General features: G+C 68.4%; 21 protein-coding genes. 9 read left to right on the top strand and 12 right to left on the bottom strand.

Going from position 1 to position 21,489, the window contains the following annotated elements:
* Positions 1 to 84 precede the first annotated feature (84 nt).
* From FZ033_RS04660 to FZ033_RS04640, 5 genes are read right to left on the bottom strand one after another with little or no spacing between them, the layout of a single operon-like run.
* Positions 85 to 537 (bottom strand): META domain-containing protein, encoded by a 453-nt coding sequence (locus tag FZ033_RS04660; RefSeq protein WP_232847328.1) that lies wholly within the window; start codon positions 535 to 537, stop codon positions 85 to 87.
* A complete protein-coding gene (locus tag FZ033_RS04655; RefSeq protein ID WP_149574973.1) occupies positions 537 to 2,603 on the bottom strand; it encodes a hypothetical protein in 2,067 nt (688 codons plus the stop codon). The genes FZ033_RS04660 and FZ033_RS04655 overlap by 1 nt, the downstream gene beginning before the upstream one ends.
* A gap of 31 nt (positions 2,604 to 2,634) precedes the next feature.
* Positions 2,635 to 5,466, bottom strand: coding sequence for a DUF4159 domain-containing protein (locus tag FZ033_RS04650; protein ID WP_149574972.1), 2,832 nt, complete (start codon positions 5,464 to 5,466; stop codon positions 2,635 to 2,637).
* Complete coding sequence (locus FZ033_RS04645) at positions 5,466 to 6,428, bottom strand: DUF58 domain-containing protein (protein WP_149574971.1); 963 nt, start codon at positions 6,426 to 6,428, stop codon at positions 5,466 to 5,468. Before FZ033_RS04645 ends, FZ033_RS04650 begins: the two co-directional genes overlap by 1 nt.
* Positions 6,425 to 7,426: an AAA family ATPase gene (locus tag FZ033_RS04640; RefSeq protein ID WP_149574970.1), complete on the bottom strand. Its 1,002-nt coding sequence runs from the start codon at positions 7,424 to 7,426 to the stop codon at positions 6,425 to 6,427. The genes FZ033_RS04645 and FZ033_RS04640 overlap by 4 nt, the downstream gene beginning before the upstream one ends.
* A 237-nt stretch (positions 7,427 to 7,663) precedes the next feature.
* Between FZ033_RS04640 and FZ033_RS04635 the strand changes: the two genes are divergently transcribed.
* From FZ033_RS04635 to FZ033_RS04620, 4 genes are read left to right on the top strand one after another with little or no spacing between them, the layout of a single operon-like run.
* Positions 7,664 to 8,314 carry a DUF1285 domain-containing protein gene (locus FZ033_RS04635; protein ID WP_149574969.1) on the top strand — a complete coding sequence of 217 codons (651 nt, stop codon included), beginning with the start codon at positions 7,664 to 7,666 and terminating at the stop codon, positions 8,312 to 8,314.
* Positions 8,311 to 8,991 (top strand): CoA pyrophosphatase, encoded by a 681-nt coding sequence (locus FZ033_RS04630; protein ID WP_149574968.1) that lies wholly within the window; start codon positions 8,311 to 8,313, stop codon positions 8,989 to 8,991. Before FZ033_RS04635 ends, FZ033_RS04630 begins: the two co-directional genes overlap by 4 nt.
* Positions 8,991 to 9,251, top strand: coding sequence for a DUF6111 family protein (locus FZ033_RS04625; RefSeq protein ID WP_149574967.1), 261 nt, complete (start codon positions 8,991 to 8,993; stop codon positions 9,249 to 9,251). Before FZ033_RS04630 ends, FZ033_RS04625 begins: the two co-directional genes overlap by 1 nt.
* Positions 9,248 to 10,468: a CCA tRNA nucleotidyltransferase gene (locus FZ033_RS04620; protein ID WP_149574966.1), complete on the top strand. Its 1,221-nt coding sequence runs from the start codon at positions 9,248 to 9,250 to the stop codon at positions 10,466 to 10,468. The genes FZ033_RS04625 and FZ033_RS04620 overlap by 4 nt, the downstream gene beginning before the upstream one ends.
* A gap of 4 nt (positions 10,469 to 10,472) precedes the next feature.
* Here the strand turns inward: FZ033_RS04620 and FZ033_RS04615 are convergent, their stop codons facing one another.
* From FZ033_RS04615 to FZ033_RS04605, 3 genes are all read right to left on the bottom strand, one after another.
* A complete protein-coding gene (locus tag FZ033_RS04615) occupies positions 10,473 to 10,694 on the bottom strand; it encodes a DUF2158 domain-containing protein (RefSeq protein WP_149574965.1) in 222 nt (73 codons plus the stop codon).
* Between the two features lie 73 nt (positions 10,695 to 10,767).
* Positions 10,768 to 11,715, bottom strand: a complete 948-nt coding sequence (gene hemF / locus FZ033_RS04610; RefSeq protein ID WP_232847327.1) for an oxygen-dependent coproporphyrinogen oxidase — start codon at positions 11,713 to 11,715, stop codon at positions 10,768 to 10,770.
* A gap of 101 nt (positions 11,716 to 11,816) precedes the next feature.
* Entirely contained in the window at positions 11,817 to 12,275 is a 459-nt protein-coding gene (locus FZ033_RS04605; protein WP_149574964.1) for a tRNA (cytidine(34)-2'-O)-methyltransferase, read from the bottom strand.
* A 270-nt stretch (positions 12,276 to 12,545) separates the two neighbouring features.
* On the opposite strand from FZ033_RS04605, the gene petA reads away from it, so the two are divergent.
* The 4 genes from petA to FZ033_RS04585 all read left to right on the top strand — a co-directional run bounded on the left by petA (position 12,546) and on the right by FZ033_RS04585 (position 16,036).
* The gene (gene petA, locus FZ033_RS04600; RefSeq protein WP_149574963.1) at positions 12,546 to 13,073 is read left to right on the top strand and encodes a ubiquinol-cytochrome c reductase iron-sulfur subunit; all 528 of its coding nucleotides are present in this window, start codon (positions 12,546 to 12,548) and stop codon (positions 13,071 to 13,073) included.
* Between the two features lie 37 nt (positions 13,074 to 13,110).
* Positions 13,111 to 14,385 (top strand): cytochrome b, encoded by a 1,275-nt coding sequence (locus FZ033_RS04595; protein WP_149574962.1) that lies wholly within the window; start codon positions 13,111 to 13,113, stop codon positions 14,383 to 14,385.
* A 21-nt stretch (positions 14,386 to 14,406) separates the two neighbouring features.
* Complete coding sequence (locus FZ033_RS04590; protein ID WP_149574961.1) at positions 14,407 to 15,258, top strand: cytochrome c1; 852 nt, start codon at positions 14,407 to 14,409, stop codon at positions 15,256 to 15,258.
* Positions 15,259 to 15,499: 241 nt separating this feature from the next.
* Complete coding sequence (locus FZ033_RS04585; RefSeq protein ID WP_149574960.1) at positions 15,500 to 16,036, top strand: adenine phosphoribosyltransferase; 537 nt, start codon at positions 15,500 to 15,502, stop codon at positions 16,034 to 16,036.
* A gap of 215 nt (positions 16,037 to 16,251) precedes the next feature.
* On the opposite strand, the gene FZ033_RS04580 is transcribed toward FZ033_RS04585, so the two are convergent.
* Together FZ033_RS04580 and FZ033_RS04575 are read right to left on the bottom strand one after the other, a co-directional pair.
* Entirely contained in the window at positions 16,252 to 17,253 is a 1,002-nt protein-coding gene (locus tag FZ033_RS04580) for an NADP-dependent oxidoreductase (RefSeq protein WP_149574959.1), read from the bottom strand.
* A gap of 64 nt (positions 17,254 to 17,317) precedes the next feature.
* The gene (locus tag FZ033_RS04575; RefSeq protein ID WP_149575066.1) at positions 17,318 to 18,106 is read right to left on the bottom strand and encodes an SDR family NAD(P)-dependent oxidoreductase; all 789 of its coding nucleotides are present in this window, start codon (positions 18,104 to 18,106) and stop codon (positions 17,318 to 17,320) included.
* Positions 18,107 to 18,214: 108 nt separating this feature from the next.
* On the opposite strand from FZ033_RS04575, the gene FZ033_RS04570 reads away from it, so the two are divergent.
* Positions 18,215 to 18,778 (top strand): TetR/AcrR family transcriptional regulator, encoded by a 564-nt coding sequence (locus FZ033_RS04570; RefSeq protein WP_149575067.1) that lies wholly within the window; start codon positions 18,215 to 18,217, stop codon positions 18,776 to 18,778.
* A 418-nt stretch (positions 18,779 to 19,196) separates the two neighbouring features.
* Here the strand turns inward: FZ033_RS04570 and FZ033_RS04565 are convergent, their stop codons facing one another.
* Together FZ033_RS04565 and FZ033_RS04560 are read right to left on the bottom strand one after the other, a co-directional pair.
* Positions 19,197 to 20,432, bottom strand: a complete 1,236-nt coding sequence (locus FZ033_RS04565) for an ABC transporter substrate-binding protein (protein WP_149574958.1) — start codon at positions 20,430 to 20,432, stop codon at positions 19,197 to 19,199.
* A 37-nt stretch (positions 20,433 to 20,469) separates the two neighbouring features.
* Complete coding sequence (locus tag FZ033_RS04560; RefSeq protein WP_149574957.1) at positions 20,470 to 21,486, bottom strand: SMP-30/gluconolactonase/LRE family protein; 1,017 nt, start codon at positions 21,484 to 21,486, stop codon at positions 20,470 to 20,472.
* Between the last annotated feature and the right edge of the window lie 3 nt (positions 21,487 to 21,489).

The following is a 21,489-nucleotide window of genomic DNA, read 5'->3' as shown; positions in this document are numbered from 1 at the left end:
CGCCGGCTACCGGCTTTGGCATCCTGATGCGACCGTGCGAGCGCCGAGCGTGATCGGCGCCGCGCTCCAGTCTCCCGGGTGCGCCTACTTCGTGGAAAAGCGAACCAGCTCGGTGCCGGTGAGGTCAATGAGGATCAGCTTGCGCTTCAGCGGATCGATCCGCCATGCACGCGTCCGTTCCAGCGCCAGCAGGAATTTCTGCTCCTGCGCCATCACCGCCGGCGCGCAGGCCATGCGGCTGGCGGAAAGGCCGCCGAACAGCAGGGCAGCACCAGAAAGCTTGGCCTTGCCGCTATAGGTGTTGCAGCCGCCGGAGCCGGAAACCGCGCCATCCGCGCCGAGGACGAGCGTTGTCTGGACCCGATCCAGCACTCCGCCGCCGCCGATATCCTCCGCCAGCCATGCACTGACTGGCGTGAGCGGCATGTCCTGCGCCATCGCCGGTCCGCCCCAAAGGGCGGTGAGCAGCAGGCCGGCGCCGAGCATGCGGCGGCGCGTGAGAAGGGCAGGTGTGCCCTTGGACGTGCCCATGGCCATCACCGCCCCTCCCGCACCCAGGCGGCGGTCAGCGCGCCGAGCAGCAGCAGGAGGCCGGACAGGCCGGCGAACAGCGGGAACAGGCCGATGCCCCGCACCACCGAGACGTCGCGGGTGCGCAGGCCCATCCAGTCCTCGCCGGCGAGGCGGTCTGACGCGGAGACCTGCACCAGGCGTGGCACCGCGCCGCCGAGGTCCGCGAGCCGCCACACGCCGCCGCTGGTGGCCGCCGCCACGGGCGCGAGAACATCACGGGTGCTTGTCACCTCGGCAAATTCCTTCGGGTTCAGCGGTCCGATGTTGGCGAGCGCCGTGAGCGTGCCATTGGCGGCGCGCCACAGGCCCAGCTCGTCGGCCGGGGTTGCCGCTCGCCACAAGCCGGGCTCGGCCTGGGTGAGGGTGAGGGTGCGCAGCGCACCCGATGGCGTGGTGATGGTGGCGGTGGGAACGCTGTCGGCCATGGTCTGGCGCTCCACCACAAGATCGCGCCCGGAGACGGTGAGCTTCAGGCGCTCTTCCTCCAGGTCGGGTTCCTTCATGAGCCAGTGGGAGAGGCGGCGCAACAGATCAATGTGCGGGCCGCCGCCCTCATAGCCGCGGGCCCAGAGCCAGATGTGATCGGACAGCAGCAGTGCGACGCGGCCCTCGCCCACCCGGTCCACCAGCAGCACCGGCTTGTCGCCGGGGGCGGACATGAGGCTGGTGCCGGAGCGCACTTGGGCATCGATGATGCGGAAGAAGCGGCTCCAGTGGGGCGGCTCGGTCTCCGAGCCGGGCAGGGCGCGGGTCACCGGATGACGCTTGCCGGGATCGGTCAGGCGGGCGTGATAGGGCGCGTCGGTGGCCTCGCCCCGCGGCACGCCGGGCAGGATCTCCTCCAGCGGCGTGTTGTAGAGCGAGCCGGTGTCGATGAAGTCCGTGCCCGCCGCCACCAGCACCGCGCCGCCGGCGCGCACATAGCGCACGATGTTGTCGAAATAGACCTGCGGCAGCACGCCCTGCTGGGCGTAGCGGTCGAAGATGATCAGGTCGAAATCCTTGATCTTGGTCTGGAACAGTTCGCGCGTGGGGAAGGCGATGAGCGAGAGTTCGTTGATGGGCGTGCCGTCCTGCTTCTCCGGCGGGCGTAGGATGGTGAAGTGGACGAGGTCCACATTGGCGTCGCTCTTCAGCAGGTTGCGCCAGGTGCGCTCGCCCACGTTCGGCTCGCCGGAGACGAGCAGCACGCGCAGCTTGTCGCGCACGCCGTCGATGGCGACGGCGGTGCGGTTGTTCACCAGCGTCAGCTCGCCGTCGAGCGCGGGCACCTCGAACTCGACGATGTTGGGCCCGGCATGGGTGATGTCCACGTCCACGGACGTGCTGCGCCCTGCGGTGACGGTGGGCCGGGCGATGACCTCGCCGTCGCGCCGGATGGTGACCACCACGCGGGCGCCGGCGGGGGCGCCCTCGTCGGTCACCTTGAAGGTCACGGACTGCTTCTGGCCGACGATGCCGAAGCGCGGGGTCTTCTCCAGCGCCACGCGGCGGTCGCGCTCGCCGGCGTGGCCGGTGATGAGGGCATGAACGGGCGCGGAGAAGCCCAGCGCCTGCGGGTTCTCGGGCACGTCATGCACGCGCCCGTCGGTGATCATGATAGCGCCTGCCACCCGCTCCGGCGGCACGTCGGCAAGGCCGGCGGACAAGGCGGAAAACAGGCGCGTGCCGTCGGCGGAGCCATCGCCCGCATCGGCCTCGATGGTGCGCACCTCCACGCCGGAAAGCTTGCCCAGCCGCTCGGCGAGGGCCGTGCGGGCGGCGTCCGTCTGCTGGGTGCGCTCGCCGAAGGACTGGCTGGCGCTCTTGTCCACCACCACCGCCACCACGGAAGTGAGCGGCTCGCGCTCCTCCCGCGTGAAGGAGGGATTGGCGAGGGCGAGCAGCCCCACCGCCAGCGCCAGCGCGCGGAACACGGCGCCCCGCGTGCGCGAGGCCAGGAGCAGCCCCGCGAGCACCAGCGCGATCACCCCCACCGCGAGCAGCAGCGGCAGCGACAGGAAGGGGGAGAAGGTGATGCCGTAGTTCATGCGCCGGCGTCCGCTGCGCGTGCGTCAGTGCTCATTGCCCCAGCCTTTCCAGCAGGGCCGGAACGTGCACCTGGTCTGCCTTGTAGTTTCCGGTCAGCACATACATCACCATGTTGGCGCCGGCGCGGAAGGCGATCTCGCGCTGGCGCGGCTCGCCCGGCGTCAGGGGCAAGAGCGGCTCGCCGTTCTTGGTCACCGCCCAGGCGCCGGCGAGATCGTTGGACGAGATGATCACAGGGGAGACGCCGTCGCCCGCCCGCGCGGGCCGGTCCGCATCGGCGCCGGCGGCGGGCAGGGCCTCCACCCAGGTGGTGCCGCCGGTGAAGCGGCCGGGGAAATCTTTCAGCAGGTAGAAGGCCTTGGTGAGCACGTGGTCGCGCGGCACCGGCTCCAGCTCCGGAATGTCGAGGCGCGACAGGATGTCTTTCAGCCGCGCCCCGGCGGCCGAGAGCGGCGCGCCGGGGGCGCCGGAGGCTTCGATGGCGTCGCGAGTATCGAAGATCACCGTGCCGCCCTGCTTCATATAGGCGTCGATGCGCGCCAGCACGGCCGGGGGCGGCGGGTTCATGTCGGGCAGGATGGGCCAGTAGAGCAGGGGGAAGAAGGCGAGCTCGTCCTTGGCGATGTCCACGCCCATAGCCTCGCCGGCCTGCAGGGCGGTGCGCTGGCCGAGGAAGGTGGCGAGCCCGTCGAGTCCGGCGCGGGAAATCTCGTCCACCTCGCTGTCGCCGGTCACCACATAGGCGAAGCGGGTCTGGAGCGTGGCTTTCAGGGCGAAGGCATCGTCGGCGCGGGCGGGGGCCGGCGCGCCGGCAAGGCCGGCCGCGACAAGCGCCAGCGCGGCCAACAGCGCCGCGGCCGCACCGCGCCGCACTTTCGGTCCGCCCATGCGGCTGAAGCCGCCGGCCAGGAAGAGCACGGCCAGCGCATCGAGCAGCAGCAGCCCCATGGCGGCCACCAGCACCGGCCCGCGCAGGTCGCGCGGCGCGCTTTCCTGCAAGGGTTCCACCCGTCCGCCGAGGGCGGAGAGGTCCAGCGCCTTCGGCCGGTCGGCGGGCAGCAGCGTGTTCACCGCCACCAGCCCGTCCGGCGGGCCGTAGAAGCCGGGGGGATGGTCGGCGGTGGCGCGGCCCGCATAGTCGGCCGGGAGGGCACGCGCGGTGGGACCGGCGGGCCGGAAGGCGCCGAAGCCGTCCAGCACGCGGGCCGGGGGCAACACGGCCACATCCGGCCGGCTTGAGGCGTGGACAGGTGTTTCCGCCGGCGCCGTCTCGGCGGGGGGCGGGGCATCGGACAAGGCGATCACGCGGCGCAGCATTTCCACAAAGGTGCCGGAGAGGGGCAGGTTGGACCAGGAGGTGTCGCCGGTCACATGGAACAGCACCAGCGCGCCCTTGCCCCGGCGCACGCCGGTGACGAGGGGGGTGCCATCGGCCAGCGTCGCCCAGGCCCGTTCGCCCAGCAGGCCGTCCGGCTCGGCCAGAACCTGCCGCGTCACGGTCACGTCGTCCGGCAGGTGCAGGTCGCGGAACGGGCCATCGGCCGAAAGGGCGCCGAGCTTCTGCGGCGTCTCCCACGACAGCGAGCCGCCGAGCACGCGGCCGCCCCGCCGCAGCTTCACCGGCAACAGGTCGTCCTGCGCATTGGCGAGGCGGGGGCCGGCGAAGCGCACCAGCACGCCGCCCTCTTCCACGAAGCGATTGAGGCGGGCGCGGGTGGCGGGCGGGATGGTGCCCACATCGGTGAGCACCAGCACCGGCAGGCGCTGTTCCAGGAAGCGGTTGATGTTCTCGGTGGCCGATCCGGTCTCGGCCACGCGCAGGTCCGCATAGGGGCCAAGGGCCCGGGAGAGATAATAGGTGGGGGCAAGCAGGGGCTGGCCGGTATCAGTGCTGGTGCCGGAGACGAGGCCCACAGCCCGGCGCCGCCACCTTTTGTCGAGCAGTTGCACCACGCCCGCCGAGCGCTCGCCGGCGATCTCCAGCCGCGCGATTTCGTTGCGGATCTCCACCGGCATGTCGAAGCGGGCTTCGGCCTCGGTGGCGCCCTCGGGCAGGGTGAAAAGGGCTTCGCCCAGCGCGAGGCCGCGCATGTCGTGGGCCGTGACCCGACCGGCGCGGGGGCCGGAGCCTTCGGGGCGCAGCACCTTCACCGTGAGGGCCTCGGCGCCGTTCTCGGCACCGGCGAGGGCAAGGGGCGCGGCGACGCCGCCGCCCACCACCAGTAGCCGGCCGGCGCCGTTGAGGGCGGCAAAGCCCTGGGCAAGGTCGGGGTCGGCACCCAGATCCACCGCATCGGTGAGGAAGACGATGCCGGCCTGCGGCTCGTTGCCGAGCAGGCGCTGGGCCAGCGCCAGCGCGTCCTTGCGGGCCGGGCCATAGGGCACGGGCTCCAGCGAGCGCAGGCGGTCGCGGGCGGCGGAGGGGCTGAGCAAGGTGGCCTCGCGGGGCACGTCGCCGGTGGGGATCAGGGCGACGCCCCGCCCGTTGGTTTCCGCCTCGTCGATGAGGGCGGCGGCTGCGGCGCGGCGCGCCTCCCAGCTCGCGGCGGCCGGCCAGCCCTGGTCGATGATCAGCACCAGGGGCCCGCCAGCGGACGGCCCCGCGGCGGGCGGGTTCAGGATGGGACCTGCGGCGGCCAGGATGATGAGCGCCGCGAGCAGCAGCCGCAGCGCCGTCAGCCACCACGGGGTGCGGGCCGCGCTCTCCTCCTTGGGGGTGATGCCGAGCAGCAGCCGCATGGGCGGAAAGGCCACTTCCCGCGGCTTGGGCGGCACCACGCGTAGCAGGAACCACAGCAGCGGCAGGGCCACGAACGCGGTCAGCAGCAGCGGCGCGGAGAAGGCGAGGGGCAGGCCGAACATCAGGCGGGGCCTCCCGAGACGAAGGGATGGCCGCCGCCTTTTGGCGTCATGGCCGGGCCGCCACCCGCACCCATGCGGGCGTGCAGGGCGAGCAGAAGCTCGCTCGCTGGCCGGTCGGTGCGGTGGACGGCGAAGCTCCAGCCCAGCCGCTCGGCGGCGGCGCGGATGCGGGCGCGATGCTCCACCAGCTTCAGGTCATAATCGGTGCGCCAGCTCTCGGCCCGGCCCACGGTGAGCCGCGCGCCGCCCTCCGGCTCGCGGAACTCGATGCGGCCGGAGAAGGGGAAGGTCTCCTCCGCCGGATCGACGATCTGCACCACATGGCCGTGGGCGCCGCTGGCAGCCAGCGCATGAAGGGTCGCGGCGACCTCGTCCGCCGGGCTCCAGAAGTCGCCCAGCAGCACGACTTCCGAGAGCGGGGAGGGGGAGAAGGCCACGGGAAGGCTTGCCGGCAGCACCGGGGCGAGCACCACCGACTCGGCCATGCGCTCCACGATGCGCCGGGTCGCGGAGGGGCGCATCAGCTCGGGAATGCCCACCCGCTCCCCGCCCTTCACCAGCAGCTCGGCGAGGGCAAAGGCGACGATGAGGGCGCGATCGCGCTTCGGCGCCTGGCCCCTGGAGGCATAGAGCATGGAGGGGGAGAGGTCGGGCCAGATCCACACGGTGTGGGCGGCCTCCCACTCGCGCTCGCGCACATAAAGCACGTCGTCGCGGGCGGAGCGGCGCCAGTCCACGCGGTTCGCCGGCTCGCCGTCCACGAAGCGGCGGTACTGCCAGAAGTTCTCGCCGGACCCCGAGCGGCGACGGCCGTGCAAGCCATGCTGCACGCTCATGGCGATGCGGCGGGCTTCCAGCACCAGCCGCGGCATGGCTGCCGCAAGGCCCGCTGCGGCGAGGGCGGCGGTTTCGACGGAGCGGTGGGCGTCCTGCGCCACCTTGTCGGTCCGGTCCGCCGTCACCCGAGGCGCTCGGTGAGGCGACGGATGATGTGGGCGATGCTCTCGCCTTCGGCGCGGGCGGCGAAGGTGAGGGCCATGCGGTGCTTCAGCACCGGCTCGGCCAGCGCCACCACGTCGTCGAGGGAGGGGGCGTAGCGCCCGTCCAGCAAGGCGCGGGCGCGCACGGCCAGCATCAGCGCCTGGCTGGCGCGGGGGCCGGGGCCCCAGGCGATGAAGCGCTGTTCCGGCCCCTCGGCCCCCGGACGGGCGGAGCGCACGAGGGTGAGGATGGCTTCGACCACCGATTCGCCCACGGGCAGCCGGCGTACCAGGCGCTGGGCGGCGATGAGGTCGTCCACGCTCATGGCGGCGCGGGCCTTCTGCTCCTCGGCGGAGGTGGTCTCGAACAGGATTCGCCGTTCCGCATCGCGGTCCGGGTAATCCACGTCGATTTCCATCAGGAAGCGGTCGAGCTGCGCCTCGGGCAGGGGATAGGTGCCTTCCTGCTCCAGCGGGTTCTGGGTCGCGAGCACGTGGAAGGGCTTGGGTAGGTCATGGCGCTCGCCGGCCACGGTCACATGGTATTCCTGCATGGCCTGCAGCAGGGCCGACTGGGTGCGGGGCGAGGCGCGGTTGATCTCGTCGGCCATCAGCAGCTGGGCGAAGATGGGGCCCTTGATGAAGCGGAACGCCCGACGCCCGCCGGCGCTCTCCTCCAGCACCTCGGCGCCGAGGATGTCGGAGGGCATCAGGTCCGGCGTGAACTGGACGCGGCGGGCGTCGAGGCCCAGTACCGTGCCCATGGTTTCCACCAATTTGGTCTTGGCCAGGCCCGGCACACCCACCAGCAGCGCATGGCCGCCGGCGAGGATGGTGATGAGCGCCCGGTCTACCACGGCCTCCTGGCCGAAGATGACCGAGGAGATGGCGGTTCGCGCCGCTTTCACATGGGCCGCCGCGGCCTCCGCGTTGCGGATGATCATCTGGTCGAGGTCGAAGGTCTCGCCGGCAGCCGACATCTCAGCTTCTCCATAACGCAACGCGCCTGCGGGACAGGCTTGCCGCCAAAAGCGGCAATATAACGCCCCGACCCTATCCCGGATCGACGTAGCAAAGGTCGCGCCACCCGGACACAGAGCTTACGATAAGATCGGCGGACATCGAACCCCGCTCCCGGTGCTCCGGGGTGCAGCGCACTCACGTCGTCGCGAGGCCGTTCCCCGAAAGGGGCTTTGGCCGTGCGGGAGGGAGAATTCATGCCGGGTGAAGACCCGAAGGTTACAACCGCCGCCGTCGCTCCCCTGGCCTCCGGCCGGCTCGAGGCGCTGATGGCAGCCGTGCGCGAGGCCGGCGGGCGCGGCCCGGCGCCGGTGGAGAAGTGGGACCCGCCCGATTGCGGCGAGATGGACCTCGTCATCAAGGCGGACGGCAGCTGGCACTATATGGGAACACCCATCGGTCGGCCGGCCCTGGTGCGCCTGTTCGCCTCGGTCCTTGCGCGGGAAGGCGAACGCTATGTGCTGAAGACGCCGGTGGAAAAGGTGGGTATCCAAGTCGAGGACGCTCCCTTCCTCGCGGTGGAGATGGCGGTGGAGGATGCGGCGGACGGCCGCACCCTGGTGTTTCGCACCAATCTTGATGATCTCGTGCGCTGCGGCCCCGGCCACGCCCTGCGCTTTGTCCCCGGCGGCGCCCCCGGCGCGGTGGTGCCCTATGTTCACGTGCGGCGGGGCCTCGATGCGCGGCTGACCCGCGCGGTCCATCTCGACCTCATGGCCGAGGGAGAGGTGCGCGAGGAGGGCGGCGTCCCCATGTTCGGGGTTGCCTCGGCGGGCGTGTTCTTCCCCATCCTGCCGGCGGCCGATCTGGGGCTCGAAACTGGGGCCGATGTGGATTTTTCCGAATGACGCACCAAACCCACGCGGAGGCTCCCGCCGCGACTGGAACAGCCGACGCCCTCGCCGATTTCCTCGCCCGCGCCGCCGCGCGGCTGTCCCCCGCGCCGCCGCCTTTTTATTCGCAGGCTGCCTTCCTCGGCCTCAATGGCGACCACGCCCTCCAGCCGGAGAAGGCGAGCCTCGCGCCGGCGGCGACGCCCCGCCATGCGGCGGTGCTGGTTCCCGTGGTGGCCCGGCCCGAGCCCACCATTCTCCTCACTTTGAGGTCGTCGAGCCTCTCCAATCATGCCGGGCAGATCGCCTTTCCCGGCGGGCGGGTCGATCCCGGCGACCGGGATGAGCTGGATGCCGCCTTGCGCGAGGCGTGGGAGGAAGTGGGGCTCGATCAGCGCCTCGTGCGGCCGCTCGGCTATCTGGACGGATATCTCTCCGGTACCGGCTTCTGGATCGCGCCGGTGGTGGGACTTGTGGATCCCGCTTACGTCCTGGCCCTCAATCCGGCGGAGGTGGACGAGGCGTTCGAGGTGCCGCTCAGCTTCCTCATGAGCCCGCGCAACCACGAGCGCCAGTCGCGCGACTGGAAGGGCACGCTGCGCCATTTCTACGTTATGCCCTATGAAGGGCGGAATATCTGGGGGGCGACCGCAGGCATGCTGCGCAACCTCTACGAAAAGGTCTACGCCTGATGCTGCGCAGCTTCCTGGTCGAGTTCGCGCTTTTCCTTACGCCGTTCGTGCTCTACGGCGCGCTGCTGCTTGCCACCAAGGGTTCGGTGGTGCCGGAGCACTGGTCGCCGCGCGCCCTCGCGCTGGTGGCGGCGACGGCCGTGGCGCTGGTGGTCGCGGGCCTGTTCCTGTTCGAGCACGGCAATGTGGCCCCGCCCGGCAGCCGCTACGTGCCCGCCCAGATGAAGGATGGCGTATTCGTGCCGGGGCGTTTCGAATGAGCCTGTCCATCGTCGGCGCGCCGTTCTGGCGCACGCCGGGCCTCATGGCCGTGCTGGCCGCGCTCAATGCGGACGGGGAAGAGGCGCGCGTGGTGGGCGGCGCGGTGCGCAACACCCTGCTCGGCCTTCCGGTCTCGGACGTGGACATCGCCACCACCGCCGTTCCCGAGGTGGTGGCCGAGCGGGCGCGCAAGGCGGGCCTGAAGCCGGTGCCCACCGGCGTCGAGCATGGCACCGTGACCGTGGTGGCGGACCACCATGCCTTCGAGGTCACCACCCTGCGCGAGGATATGGAGACCGACGGCCGCCGCGCGGTGGTCCGCTTTGGGCGCAACTGGCTGCATGATGCCGAGCGGCGCGACTTCACCCTCAACGCCCTCTATGCGACGGCGGATGGGGCGGTGGTGGACCTGGTGGGGGGTCTGTCGGATCTCACCGCCCGGCGCATCCGCTTCATTGGCGACCCGCAGGCGCGCATCCGCGAGGATTACCTGCGCATCCTGCGCCTGTTCCGCTTCCATGCCGCCTATGGCGCAGGTCCCGTGGACAGGGAAGCCTTCATCGCCAGCGTGCGCCTGCGGGCCGGCCTTCTCACCCTGTCGCGGGAGCGGGTGCGGGCGGAGATGCTGAAGCTGCTGGTGGCGCCCGGCGCCGCAGCGACTCTCGCCGTCATGAGCGATGCCGGCCTGCTCCAGCCGCTGATTGCCGGCATCGCCGACGTGGGGGCGTTCACGCGGCTCGCGACGCTGGAGCGGGCGTGGCAGGCGAAGCCCGACCCGATTCGCCGGCTCGCGGCTCTCGCCGTGCGCGTCAGTGATGATGCGGTGCGCCTGCGCGAACGGCTGCGGCTATCCAATGCGGAGGCCCGCCGGCTCGCCGCCCTGTCGGCGACCGTGCCGGACCTGCCCGACGCCCGGGCGGTGCGGGCGTTTTTGTACCGGAACGGCGTGGATGCGGCGCTGGACCTCGCGTTGCTCGCCGCCGCCCATGGCCGGGGCGGCATGGAGGCGGTGGCGGCCATGGCGGCATCCTGGATGCCGCCGCGCCTGCCGTTCGCCGCTGCCGACCTGATGGCGCTGGGGCTCACCCCCGGCCGCGCGCTCGGCGCGGCACTGGCCCGGGCCGAGGCCCGATGGATCGCCGCCGATTTTCCGACGGACCCCGCGGTCGTCTCCAGCCTCCTCGCGGAAGCGGCCAGGACGTCGTCCGGCGCCTGAGGCGTCAGTCCTCGTCTTCTTCCTCTTCGTCTTCTTCCTCGTCCTCTTCCTCGAAGTCGGCGACTTCGAGCTTCTCGAGGGCGATGACCGGAAGGGTATGGGTGCGGAAGGCGTCGTCCTCCTCCGCGTACCAGACCACCGACACTTCGGTTTCCGAGGCCGTCACCACGGTGAGGGCCGGGCTGCCGGACTTGAGCTGAACGATATCTCCGGGCGCGAACGCCATGGCTTCAGTCTCCCGCTGTCGTCGATGCGCGACGCCGCCGGGCCAGCCTTAGCCGGCGTTCATGACGGCCCGATCACGGCCACTTCACCACCGGCGGCATGGAGGAGAGGATCGAATCCACATTGCCGCCGGTCTTCAGGCCGAAGATGGTGCCGCGATCGTAAAGCAGGTTGAATTCCACATAGCGCCCGCGCCGCACCAGCTGTTCCTCGCGGTCCGCCTCGCTCCAGGGCTGACCCATGTTGGCTCGCACCAACGTCGGGTAGATGTCGAGGAAGGCGAGCCCCACGTCGCGAGTGAAGGCGAAATCCTCCTCCCACGTGCCGGTGCCGGACGACGCGCTGTCGAGATAGTCGTAGAAGATGCCGCCGATGCCGCGCATCTCATTCCTGTGCTTCAGGAAGAAATAGTCGTCGCACCACGTCTTGTAGCGCTCGTAGTCGGCCACCGTGTGGGTCGCGCAGGCGCCTGCCAAAGCGGCGTGGAAGGCCACCGTGTCCGGGTCGTCCTGGGTGCGGCGGCGGTCGAGCACGGGGGTGAGGTCGGCGCCGCCACCAAACCACGCCTTGGTGGTGACCACGAAGCGCGTGTTCATGTGCACTGCCGGCACGTGCGGGTTCGCCATGTGGGCGATGAGGGAGATGCCCGACGCCCAGAAGCGCGGGTCCTCGGCCGCACCGGGGATCTGGCTGCGGAATTCCGGTGCGAATTCACCGAACACGGTGGAGGTGTGCACCCCCACTTTCTCGAACAGGCGCCCGCGCATGAGCGCCATGGTGCCGCCGCCGCCGGGCGTGCCGGTATGGTCGGTGCGCGACCAGGGAGTGCGGGCGAATCGGCCGTGCGCGCCGGCATAGAGGGCGCCGTCGGCCTCATCTTCCAGCGTTTCGAAGGCGGCGATGATGCGGCCCTGCAACTCCTCGAACCAGGATCGGGCGCGGCTGCGGCGCTCCTCCAGGATCCCATCACCGGCGGTTTCGGGTGCGGATGCCGTATCGGGCGCGAAGGTCGAGGGGCACATGGGGCGCTCCGCCTGTCTTGATCGCTTCGGGATCAGGTCTTCTTGGTTCGGGCTTTTATCGCTTTGGCGTGGCGGAAGAAAGCAAGGCAGGTGCACTGGGCTCAATCCGGCAGGCCGCCGGTCTGGCGCAGGGCCTCGGCCACCGCGATCCCCGCGCTCACCGCCACGTTGAGGGACCGCGCCCCGGCCCGCATGGGAATGCGCAGGCGGGCGTCCGCGACGGTATGGACGCTCTCGGGCACGCCCGCCGATTCCCGGCCGAACAGCAGCACGTCGTCGGGCTGGAAGCGGAAGCCGAACAGGGGCTCGGCGCCGTGGGTGGTGAACAGCACCAGGCGCCGGTTCGCGGCCCGGCGGGCGCTGTCGAAGGCGTCGAAGGAGGCGTGCCGCCGCCATGTGACCTGATCGATATAATCCATCCCGGCGCGACGGAAGCCCGCATCACCCACGGGAAAGCCTGCAGGCTCGATGAGGTGCACCTCGACGCCGAGGCACGCCCCGGTGCGCAGGCAGGTGCCTGCATTTTGGGCAATATCAGGACAATAGAGGGCGAGAATCATGCGAGGCCGGGCCTTTCGCGCGTTTGCCGGCAACGGCGGGCGAGAGGATGGACACCATTTGCGCAGGGGCCGCAAGATCGATCGGGCGGGGCGCATTATGGCAGGACCGCGTGCCGCACGGCCACGATCTGGACAAGATGAGGCGGGGGTGCAATTAGAGGCCCTTGAAAGTGGCGCCGCATGGGCTCGTGCGACGCCACATCGCGTGTGGCTTGCAATCCGCTGGATTGCGGGCGCGCGCCGAGACGACAACAGATCGGGGACTGCGCCGTGGCACATACGGAGACGTCGGACACGACGACGCGTCGGGATTTCCTCTACATCGCCACGGGTGCGGTGGGTGCCGTCGGGGCCGCCGCGATGGTGTGGCCGTTCATCTCCCAGCTGCAGCCCGATGCCTCGGTGCTCGCGCTCTCCACGACCGAAGTGGACATTTCCCCCATCGCCGTGGGGCAGATCGTCACCGTGCAGTGGCGCGGCAAGCCCATCTTCATCTCCCACCGCACGGCGGAGGAGATCAAGGCGGCGCAGGACGTGCCCCTCTCCGCGCTGCCCGATCCGCAGCCCGACCAGGACCGCGTGAAGGCGGGCAAGGACCAGTGGCTGGTGGTGATCGGCATCTGCACCCACCTCGGCTGCGTGCCGCTCGGCCATCAGGGCCAGTACAACGGCTGGTTCTGCCCCTGCCACGGCTCGGTCTACGACACGTCGGGCCGCATCCGGCAGGGACCGGCGCCGCTCAACCTGGCGCTCCCGCCCTACGCTTTCACCTCCGACACCAAGATCGTGATCGGCTGACGCGCGCATCGTCGCCGCTATCAAAAAGGTTGGACCCATGGAAGGACATTCCACCTACCAGCCCAAGGGGAAGGTCGCGCAGTGGTTCGAAAGCCGCTTGCCGATCGTCGGGCTGATTCATTCCTCGGCCATCGCCTATCCGGTGCCGAAGAATCTCAATTACATGTGGACCTTCGGTGCCATCCTGAGCCTGATGCTGGTTTGCCAGATCATCTCCGGCGTGGTGCTCGCCATGCACTACGTGGCGTATGCGCCGGTGGCGTTTGAGCGCGTCGAGCACATCATGCGCGACGTGAGCTATGGCTGGCTGATCCGCTACATCCACGCTAACGGCGCCTCGATGTTCTTCATCGCGGTGTACATCCACATGTTCCGCGGCATGTATTACGGGTCCTACAAGGCCCCGCGCGAGGTGTTGTGGATCCTCGGCGTGATCATCTATCTGCTCATGATGGCCACCGGCTTCATGGGCTATGTGCTGCCCTGGGGCCAGATGTCCTTCTGGGGCGCCACCGTGATCACCAACCTGTTCTCGGCCATCCCGCTGGTGGGTGAGACCATCGTGCAGTGGCTGTGGGGCGGCTATTCGGTGGGCGCGCCCACGCTGAACCGCTTCTTCTCGCTCCACTACCTGCTGCCGTTCATGATCGCCGGCGTCGTGGGACTGCACATCTGGGCGCTCCACCACGTGGGCCAGAACAACCCGGACGGCGTCGACATCAAGAATGTCGAGAAGGACACGGTGCCCTTCACCCCCTACGCCACCATCAAGGACACCTTCGCCATGGTGGTGTTCCTGATCTTCTTCTCCTGGTTCATCTTCTACATCCCGAACTATCTCGGCCATTCGGACAACTACATCCCGGCCAACCCGCTCGCGACCCCGGCCCACATCGTACCGGAATGGTATTACCTGCCGTTCTACGCGATCCTGCGCTCGGTTCCGGATAAGCTCGGTGGCGTGCTGGCCATGTTCGCGGCCATTGCGGTGCTGGCGTTTCTGCCTTGGCTCGACACCTCCAAGGTGCGCTCGGCCAAGTATCGCCCGCTGTACCGGCAGTTCTTCTGGATCTTCGCGGCGGTGTGCGTCGGCCTCGGCTATCTCGGCTCGCAGCCGGCCGATGGCGGCTACGTCATCGCCTCGCGCATCTTCACTGTCTATTACTTTGCCCACTTCCTCGTCATCCTGCCGCTGCTCGGCCTGTTCGAACGTCCGAAGCCTGTGCCGGCCTCCATCGCGGACGCCGTCCTTGCCAAGAGCAAGGGTGGAGCGGTGGTGGTCGCCGGTGCGGCCGGCCCCGAGACCAAGTGAGCCGGCGCGGAGAGAACAGCAATGACCATTCGTAGCAGTCTCTTCGGTGCCGTCGCGGCGGCGCTCCTCCTGGCCTCGGGCACGGCCGGCGCGCTCGCGTCCGAAGGCGGCGGCGGTCACGACGGCCGCCCGCCCCGCCTGTCCTGGTCGTTCGCGGGTCCGTTTGGCACCTACGACCGCGGCCAGCTCCAGCGCGGCTTCAAGGTGTTCAAGGAAGTGTGCAGCGCCTGCCACTCGGCGAACTACCTCTCCTTCCGCAACCTCGCCCAGCCGGGTGGCCCCGGCTTCACCGAAGCCCAGGCCAAGCAGGTGGCTGGCGAGTACCAGATCACCGACGGGCCGAACGACGCGGGCGACATGTTCCAGCGCCCCGGCCGCCTGTCGGACCACTGGCCCGCGCCGTTCCCGAACGACAACGCCGCCCGCGCCGCCAACGGCGGTGCGCTGCCGCCGGACTTCTCCGTGCTCGCCAAGGCCCGCTCCTACCACGTGGGCTTCCCCGGCTTCATCACCGACGCCTTCATCCAGTACCAGGAGCATGGCGTGGACTATATCCACGCGCTGCTCACCGGTTACGAGGATGCGCCGACCGGCGTGCATCTCCAGCCGGGCCTGAACTACAACGCGTATTTCCCGGGCCACCAGATCGCCATGCCGAAGCCCATCAGCGACGGCCAGGTGGAATATCCGGACGGCGCGCCGCAGACGGTGGACCAGTATTCCAGCGATGTCGCCGCCTTCATGATGTGGGTGGCCGAGCCCAAGCTCGAGGAGCGCAAGCGCATCGGCTTCCAGGTGATGATCTTCCTGATCGTCCTGTCCGGCCTGCTCTACTTCACCAAGAAGAAGGTGTGGCAGCACGTGGCGCACTGAGCCGCGTCCCTTCCCCGACGATCAAGGGCCCTTCGGGGCCCTTTTTCTTTTGCAGGTGCCGCCAGGAATTGCCGCGACCCCGCCCCGCATCACGGGGGCATCCCGTGCGTGAGCGCGACACGGCACGGCGCGGCCGACATCGGTTATGCGTCTCGCCCATTCGTGAGGCGGTGCCGCGTCAACGTGCTTTTCCTTCGCCGTTTCCGGCCGTAAGGAAGCGCAGCTATTCCCGGAGCGCCCGATGTCACCCGCGGATTTTGCCGCCAGCATCCGCACCATCCCGGACTATCCCAAGCCGGGCATCCTGTTCCGCGACATCACCACCCTGCTCGGCGACGCCCGCGCCTTCCGCCGCGCGGTGGATGAACTGGTGCAGCCCTGGGCGGGTGCCAAGATCGACAAGGTGGCCGGCATCGAGGCGCGCGGCTTCATCCTTGGCGGGGCGGTGGCGCACCAGCTCTCGGCCGGCTTCGTGCCCATCCGCAAGAAGGGCAAGCTGCCCCACCAGACCGTGCGCATGGCCTACGCCCTCGAATACGGCGAGGACGAGATCGAAATGCATGTGGATGCCGTGATGCCCGGCGAGCGCGTGCTGCTGGTGGACGATCTCGTCGCCACGGGCGGCACCGCCACCGGCGCGGTGAAGCTGCTTCAGACCTGCGGCGCGGCGGTGGAAGCGGCCTGCTTCATCGTCGACCTGCCGGACCTCGGCGGCGCCGACAAGCTGAGGCGGGCGGGCGTGTCAGTGCGCACCCTGGTGTCCTTCTCCGGCCATTGAGGGCCGCCCGGCGGTGCCGGGCTCCCATCAGACTGAGCCGCCCCGAGTTTTCCAGACGCCCTCGGCTGGCTTTTTGTGCAGCCGTTCGAACTCGACGGGCGACAGCATGCCGTTCCGTGCGTGCTTGCGGGTCGGATTCACGATGGCTTCCTCGCATATTGGCAAAGGACACACGCTTCAGCGGCGCCCGTGCTTCAGCTGGAGGGAACCCGCCGTCACCTAAGCTCGACGACGACCTTGCCTTTTGACCGTCCGGTTTCGATGTAGACCAACGCTTCATTGGTCGCTTCGAACGGGAAAATCCGATCCATGATCGGGCGAATGATCCCGGCTTCGATCAGCGATGTGATCTGGCTCAACTGCCCGCCGTCCGCCCGCATGAACAGGAATGAATAGCCAATCCCCCGGACCTTGGCCTTCCTTCGTATGCCGAAGCTGAGAAGACGCATAAGCGGACGCAGGAACCAGTTCAGCCCTTGTTGCCGGGCGAAATCGGGGTCCGGTGGGCCGGAGATGGAAATCAGTTTTCCGCCCGGCTTCAGCACGCTGAGGGATTTTTGGAGTGTGTCGCCGTCCAGGCTGTTCAATACGACGTCGTAACCAGTCAGGACCTTTTCGAAGTCCTGCTTCTTGTAGTCGATAACGACATCGGCGCCGAGGCTTCTGACGAGCTCGACATTGGCTGTACTCGTCGTCGTAGCGACCGTCGCTCCGAGATGCTTGGCCAACTGAATAGCGAACGTCCCAACGCCTCCCGAGCCCGCGTGTATGAGGACCTTCTGCCCTTTTCGCAGACCGGCTCGCTCGACCAATGCCTGCCAGGCGGTCAGTCCCACCAGGGGAATGGCAGCCGCTTCCGCCATGGTCAGGTTCTTCGGCTTCAGCGCAAGATCGGCCTCATTGATGGAAATCGCTTCGGCGAAGGTCCCGACGCGGCCATCGCGCGGTCGGGCATAGACCTCGTCACCCACCTTGAATCGACGGACTTTGGAGCCCACCCGGGCGACCACGCCGGCCATGTCGTGGCCCAGCACGAAGGGCGGGCGATACGGAAGGAGGGGCTTGAAGGCCCCATCGCGGATTTTGGAATCCAGAGGGTTGAGCCCGGCAGCGTGGATCGTGACCAGGACATCGTCATCCCGCAACACTGGCTCCGGCATGTCGCCGAAGCGGAGGGTGCCACCCTTTTTGTATTTGTCGACGATGAAGGCCTTCATGATGGTCTGCTTTCAAGGTAACTGCTGACGCCCGCCTCCGGCGGGAGATTGGCTGCTGGAATGCTCAGACTGCCGTCCGATAGCGCGCTGCGGCGTGTTTCTGGCGCGTGTTCGGGAGCATGGCCTGACGGGCGGCCTGATAGGCGTTCCACTGCTCCACATCGGGCAGCGGCGGGATCGTGACAGCCTCGCGGCGGTCGAAACCGACCAGCGCCGCATCAACGAGTTCATCGACTTCCATCACCCCGCTCATGGTGCTGACGTCGGCACCGGCGTGCTGCCAGATTTCGGTGCGCGTGGCGGCGGGAAGCACCGCCTGGACGTAGACGCCCTTCGGGCCGAGTTCGAGGCTGAGCCCCTGCGACAGGAACAGCGCGAACGCCTTGGTCGCACCATAGACGGTCATGGCGAATTCGGGCGCCAGTCCGACCACGGAGCCGATATTGATGATCGCCCCTTCGCCAGCCTGGGCGAAGCGAGGCGCGACGGCGCTGGCGAGCCGCAGCAAGGCCGTGGTGTTGAGGGCGACGAGCCGTGTGATGTCGTCCGTGGACTGCTCGATGAAGCTGCCGCCAAGGGCCGTTCCGGCGTTATTGATGAGGATGCCGATGCGCGCATCGTCGCGCAGCCGCGCCTCTACCACAGCAAGTTCGGCGGCCTGCGTCAGATCGGCCTGGATGATGTCGATCGCCACACCGGTTTCCTGCCTCAAGCGCGTGGCAAGTGCCTCCATGCGCGTCCGGTCCCGCGCGACCAGCACCAGGTCATGGCCGCGCCGCGCGAAGCGATCCGCATAGGTGGCGCCGATGCCGGTGGAGGCTCCGGTAACAAGGACTGAGGGATTGGCGGCCATGGGATTGCTCTGCGCTCTGTTGAAACCTATATTCATGACGATCGTCATGATTGCTTAAATATGACGGTTATCATGATTGTGTCAATGCAGCCGGTGGAGAAATTTGAAATGAAGGTCAGCCGAGAGCAGATGGCGGAGAACCGCCGTCGGATCCTTGATGCCGCCAGCAGGCTGTTCCGCGAGAAGGGGTTCGACGCCGTCAGCGTGTCTGAAGTGATGAAGGCCGCCGGGCTCACGCACGGCGGCTTCTATGGGCATTTCAGCTCCAAGGACGATCTGGTCGCGCAGACCCTTGCCCATGTCCTCGCTGCGGACTCAGGCGAAGGCGGCGACTTCCGCCGTTATTTAGATACCTATCTTTCGCCTCGTCATCGCGACAGCCCCGCCGGTGGTTGCCCGACGGCGGGGCTTGTCGCGGCCATCCGTCATCAGACCCCGGCTGCGCGTTCCGCTATGACGGAAGGTCTCCGGTCGCAGATCGGCCGCATCGAGAAAGCACTCCCGGAGTCCGATCCGGCAGACAGACGCCGGGCGGCAATCGGAAGCTGGGCAGCGATGGTGGGGGCCGTCATCCTCGCCCGCGCGATTGATGATTCCGTTCTTTCGGATGAGATCCTGGAGCAGACACGTGCGTGGATCGATGCGGGGATCAACCAAGAGTCCGTCGCATAATTGTAATGACTTCCAGTGCCGTTTACCCGGGCCTCAGCCTTGTCTCCCCTGGCCGTCCTAAAACCAAGCCTTCGGAACGACTGCTATGGGTAAGCCGCACCGGATCTTTGATCTGTCGGCGCCAAGCCTCAGATCTCGGTCTGTTCCGATAGGCTCACCGCAGAGCGCGAGGCCGAGACCTTCAACAAGATGGCCGGGGGCCTCCTCGCCACCATGGTCAAACTGGCGCTACCCGGTCGAAAGCGCGGAATCTGCGCGCCCAGTCGCCACGCGCCAGGAGCGGTCTTTGACAATCAACCCAGAAATGGACGTTCGCGCTGGCCAGCACTGAGCTTTAGCTCGGGGCGCTTTGAGATGTTTTCAGGCCGCCGCCACAGATGGTGCGGGAACAGGGCCGCGCCGGGGCGCGGCCTGTCATTCAGTTCGCCTTCTTCTCTCCGCGCGCGGCGACGATGGCCGGGCAGGCGCTTTCGGAAAGGGGGCGGAAGGCCTCGTCCCCGGGCAAGGTGGCGACCAGATTGTAGAGGTCCCACTCGCCCTTGGAGGCCGCGGGAGCCTTGACCTCGAAGACGTAGAAATCATGCACCATGCGTCCGTCCTCCCGGAGCCTGGCGTTGCGCACCACGTCGTCCTTGATGGGCAGTTCGCCCATCTTCTTCACCACAGTCTCGGCATCATCGCTCTTCGCCGCCGCCACCGACTTCAGATAATGCAGAACGGAGGAATAGACGCCAGCATGGATGGCGGACGGGATCTTGCCGTTCTGCGCCTTGAAACGCTCGGAAAAGGCGCGGGTGCCGTCGTCGAGGTCCCAGTAGAAGCCTTCGGACAGAAGCGTGCCCTGCGCCACCGGCAGGCCGACGCTCTTCACGTCCAGCGCGGTGAGGAAGAAGGCGACGAGCTTCTGCTTGGACGTGGTGATGCCGAACTCGCGCGCGGTCTTGATGCCGGTCACCGTGTCGTTGCCGGCATTGGCGAGCGCGATGATGTCGGCGCCCGAGCCCTGCGCCGTCAGCAGCGGCGAGGAGAGGTCCACGGCCGGGAACGGATGGCGCACCGAGCCGAGCACCTTGCCGCCCTTTTTGCCCACCACGGTCTTGGCGTCCGCCTCCAACTGCTGGCCGAGGGCGTAATCCGCCGTTACGAGATACCAGGACGTGCCCGGCTGGGTGAGGCGATTGGCGATGCCGGCCACCTGCACATAGGTGTCCCACATCCACTGAACCACATGACCGGGCTGGCAGGCGTCGCCGGTGAGACGGGCGGTGCCGCCGGGGAAGAGGGCGACGCGGTTCTTCTCCTTCACCAGCGGCGCGATGGCGAGCTGGATGGAGGCGTTGGACATGTCGGCAAGGACATCCACGCCTTCCTGGTCGATCCACTTGCGCGCCGTGGCGGAGGCGATGTCCGCCTTGTTCTGGTGGTCGGCGGAGACCATCTCGATCTTCATGCCGGCGCACTCGGCCTTCAGGCAGTCGTCGATGGCCATTTGGGCGGCGATCAGCGAGCCTTTGCCGGTAATGTCGGAGTAGACTCCCGACATGTCGGTGAGCACGCCCACCTTCACCGTGCCGCCTGAGATTTCCGCCGCTGCCGGGGCTGCGGCAAGGCCCGCCGCCAGGGCCAAGGCGAGGGGGCCGAATTTCGCTGTCATGGATGTCCTCCCGTTCATTCTTTTCATTGGTCGGCCGTCACCAGTGGACCATGGGCAGGCCCGCCACCGGCGAACGGAAGAAGGGAATGCGGTTGCCCCGGAGGCTGCCCACATAGACGGTCCGAAGGTCCGGGCCGCCGAAGGTGACGCTGGCGAACCAGGGCGCGATGGTGCCACCGCAGGCGAGCATCATCTCCGGCGTCACCTGATCCTTTTCGAGCGCGGCCATCAGCGCCTTGCCGGGGTCACTGTCGTGATCGTCGTCGAGGATGATACGCAGGTCACCCGCGGGCGTGATGGCGAAGATGCGGTCCGTCATCACATGGGTGCCCCAGAGGTTGCCATGAGCGTCGAATGCGATGCCGTCGATGAAGGCGCCGTGGTCGGAGGGGCCGAAGGTCTCGCGGTCCACGAGGTCGCCATTGGGCAAGGCCCGCAGGCGCGTCACGCGCTTGCCGCCGGTCTCCACCACATAGAGCCATTCCTCCTTGGCATCGAAGCGGATCTCGTTGGTGAAGCAGAAGCCGTCCGCGACGATGCGCAGATGGCCGTTCTCATAGAGGGCCACGTAGCCGTCGGAGACGTTCGGGCTCATGGCCTGCATCCAGTTCCTGATGCGGGTGGAGATGGTGAGCCAGATGCGGTCGCGGCTGTCGCGCAGCACGAAATTGACCTTGCCGATAGGCGCGCCGTCGATGGTGTCCGCGAGCACGCGGGACTCGCCGGCGCGCGTCATGATCTCCAGCCGGTCCGTGCCGAAATTGGAGATGAGGATGTCGCCGTTGCGGGCGAAGGCGAGGCCGTTGGGCAATGTGCCGGAGACGAAGCGCGTCTCCTCGTCCGTGGCGGAGGCGAAATGCGTCGCCTCGCTCTGCGCGATCAGCTTCTGGGTGCCGTCCGGCTGGATGTGGACGACCCCGCCGCGCGCATCCGCGCTCCACAGCGAGCCGTCGCGCTCGGCGAGGATGCATTCGGGGCGCTGGAGGCCTTCGCCCACATAGGCGATGGTCGCGGGATCCACCTCGAAGCCGTCGATGGGATTGGGGCGGGCCATGTC

The organism is Xanthobacter oligotrophicus (genome assembly GCF_008364685.1).
In the GTDB taxonomy this organism is placed as follows: domain Bacteria; phylum Pseudomonadota; class Alphaproteobacteria; order Rhizobiales; family Xanthobacteraceae; genus Xanthobacter; species Xanthobacter oligotrophicus.
This window is presented reverse-complemented; position numbering and strand designations above follow the sequence as displayed.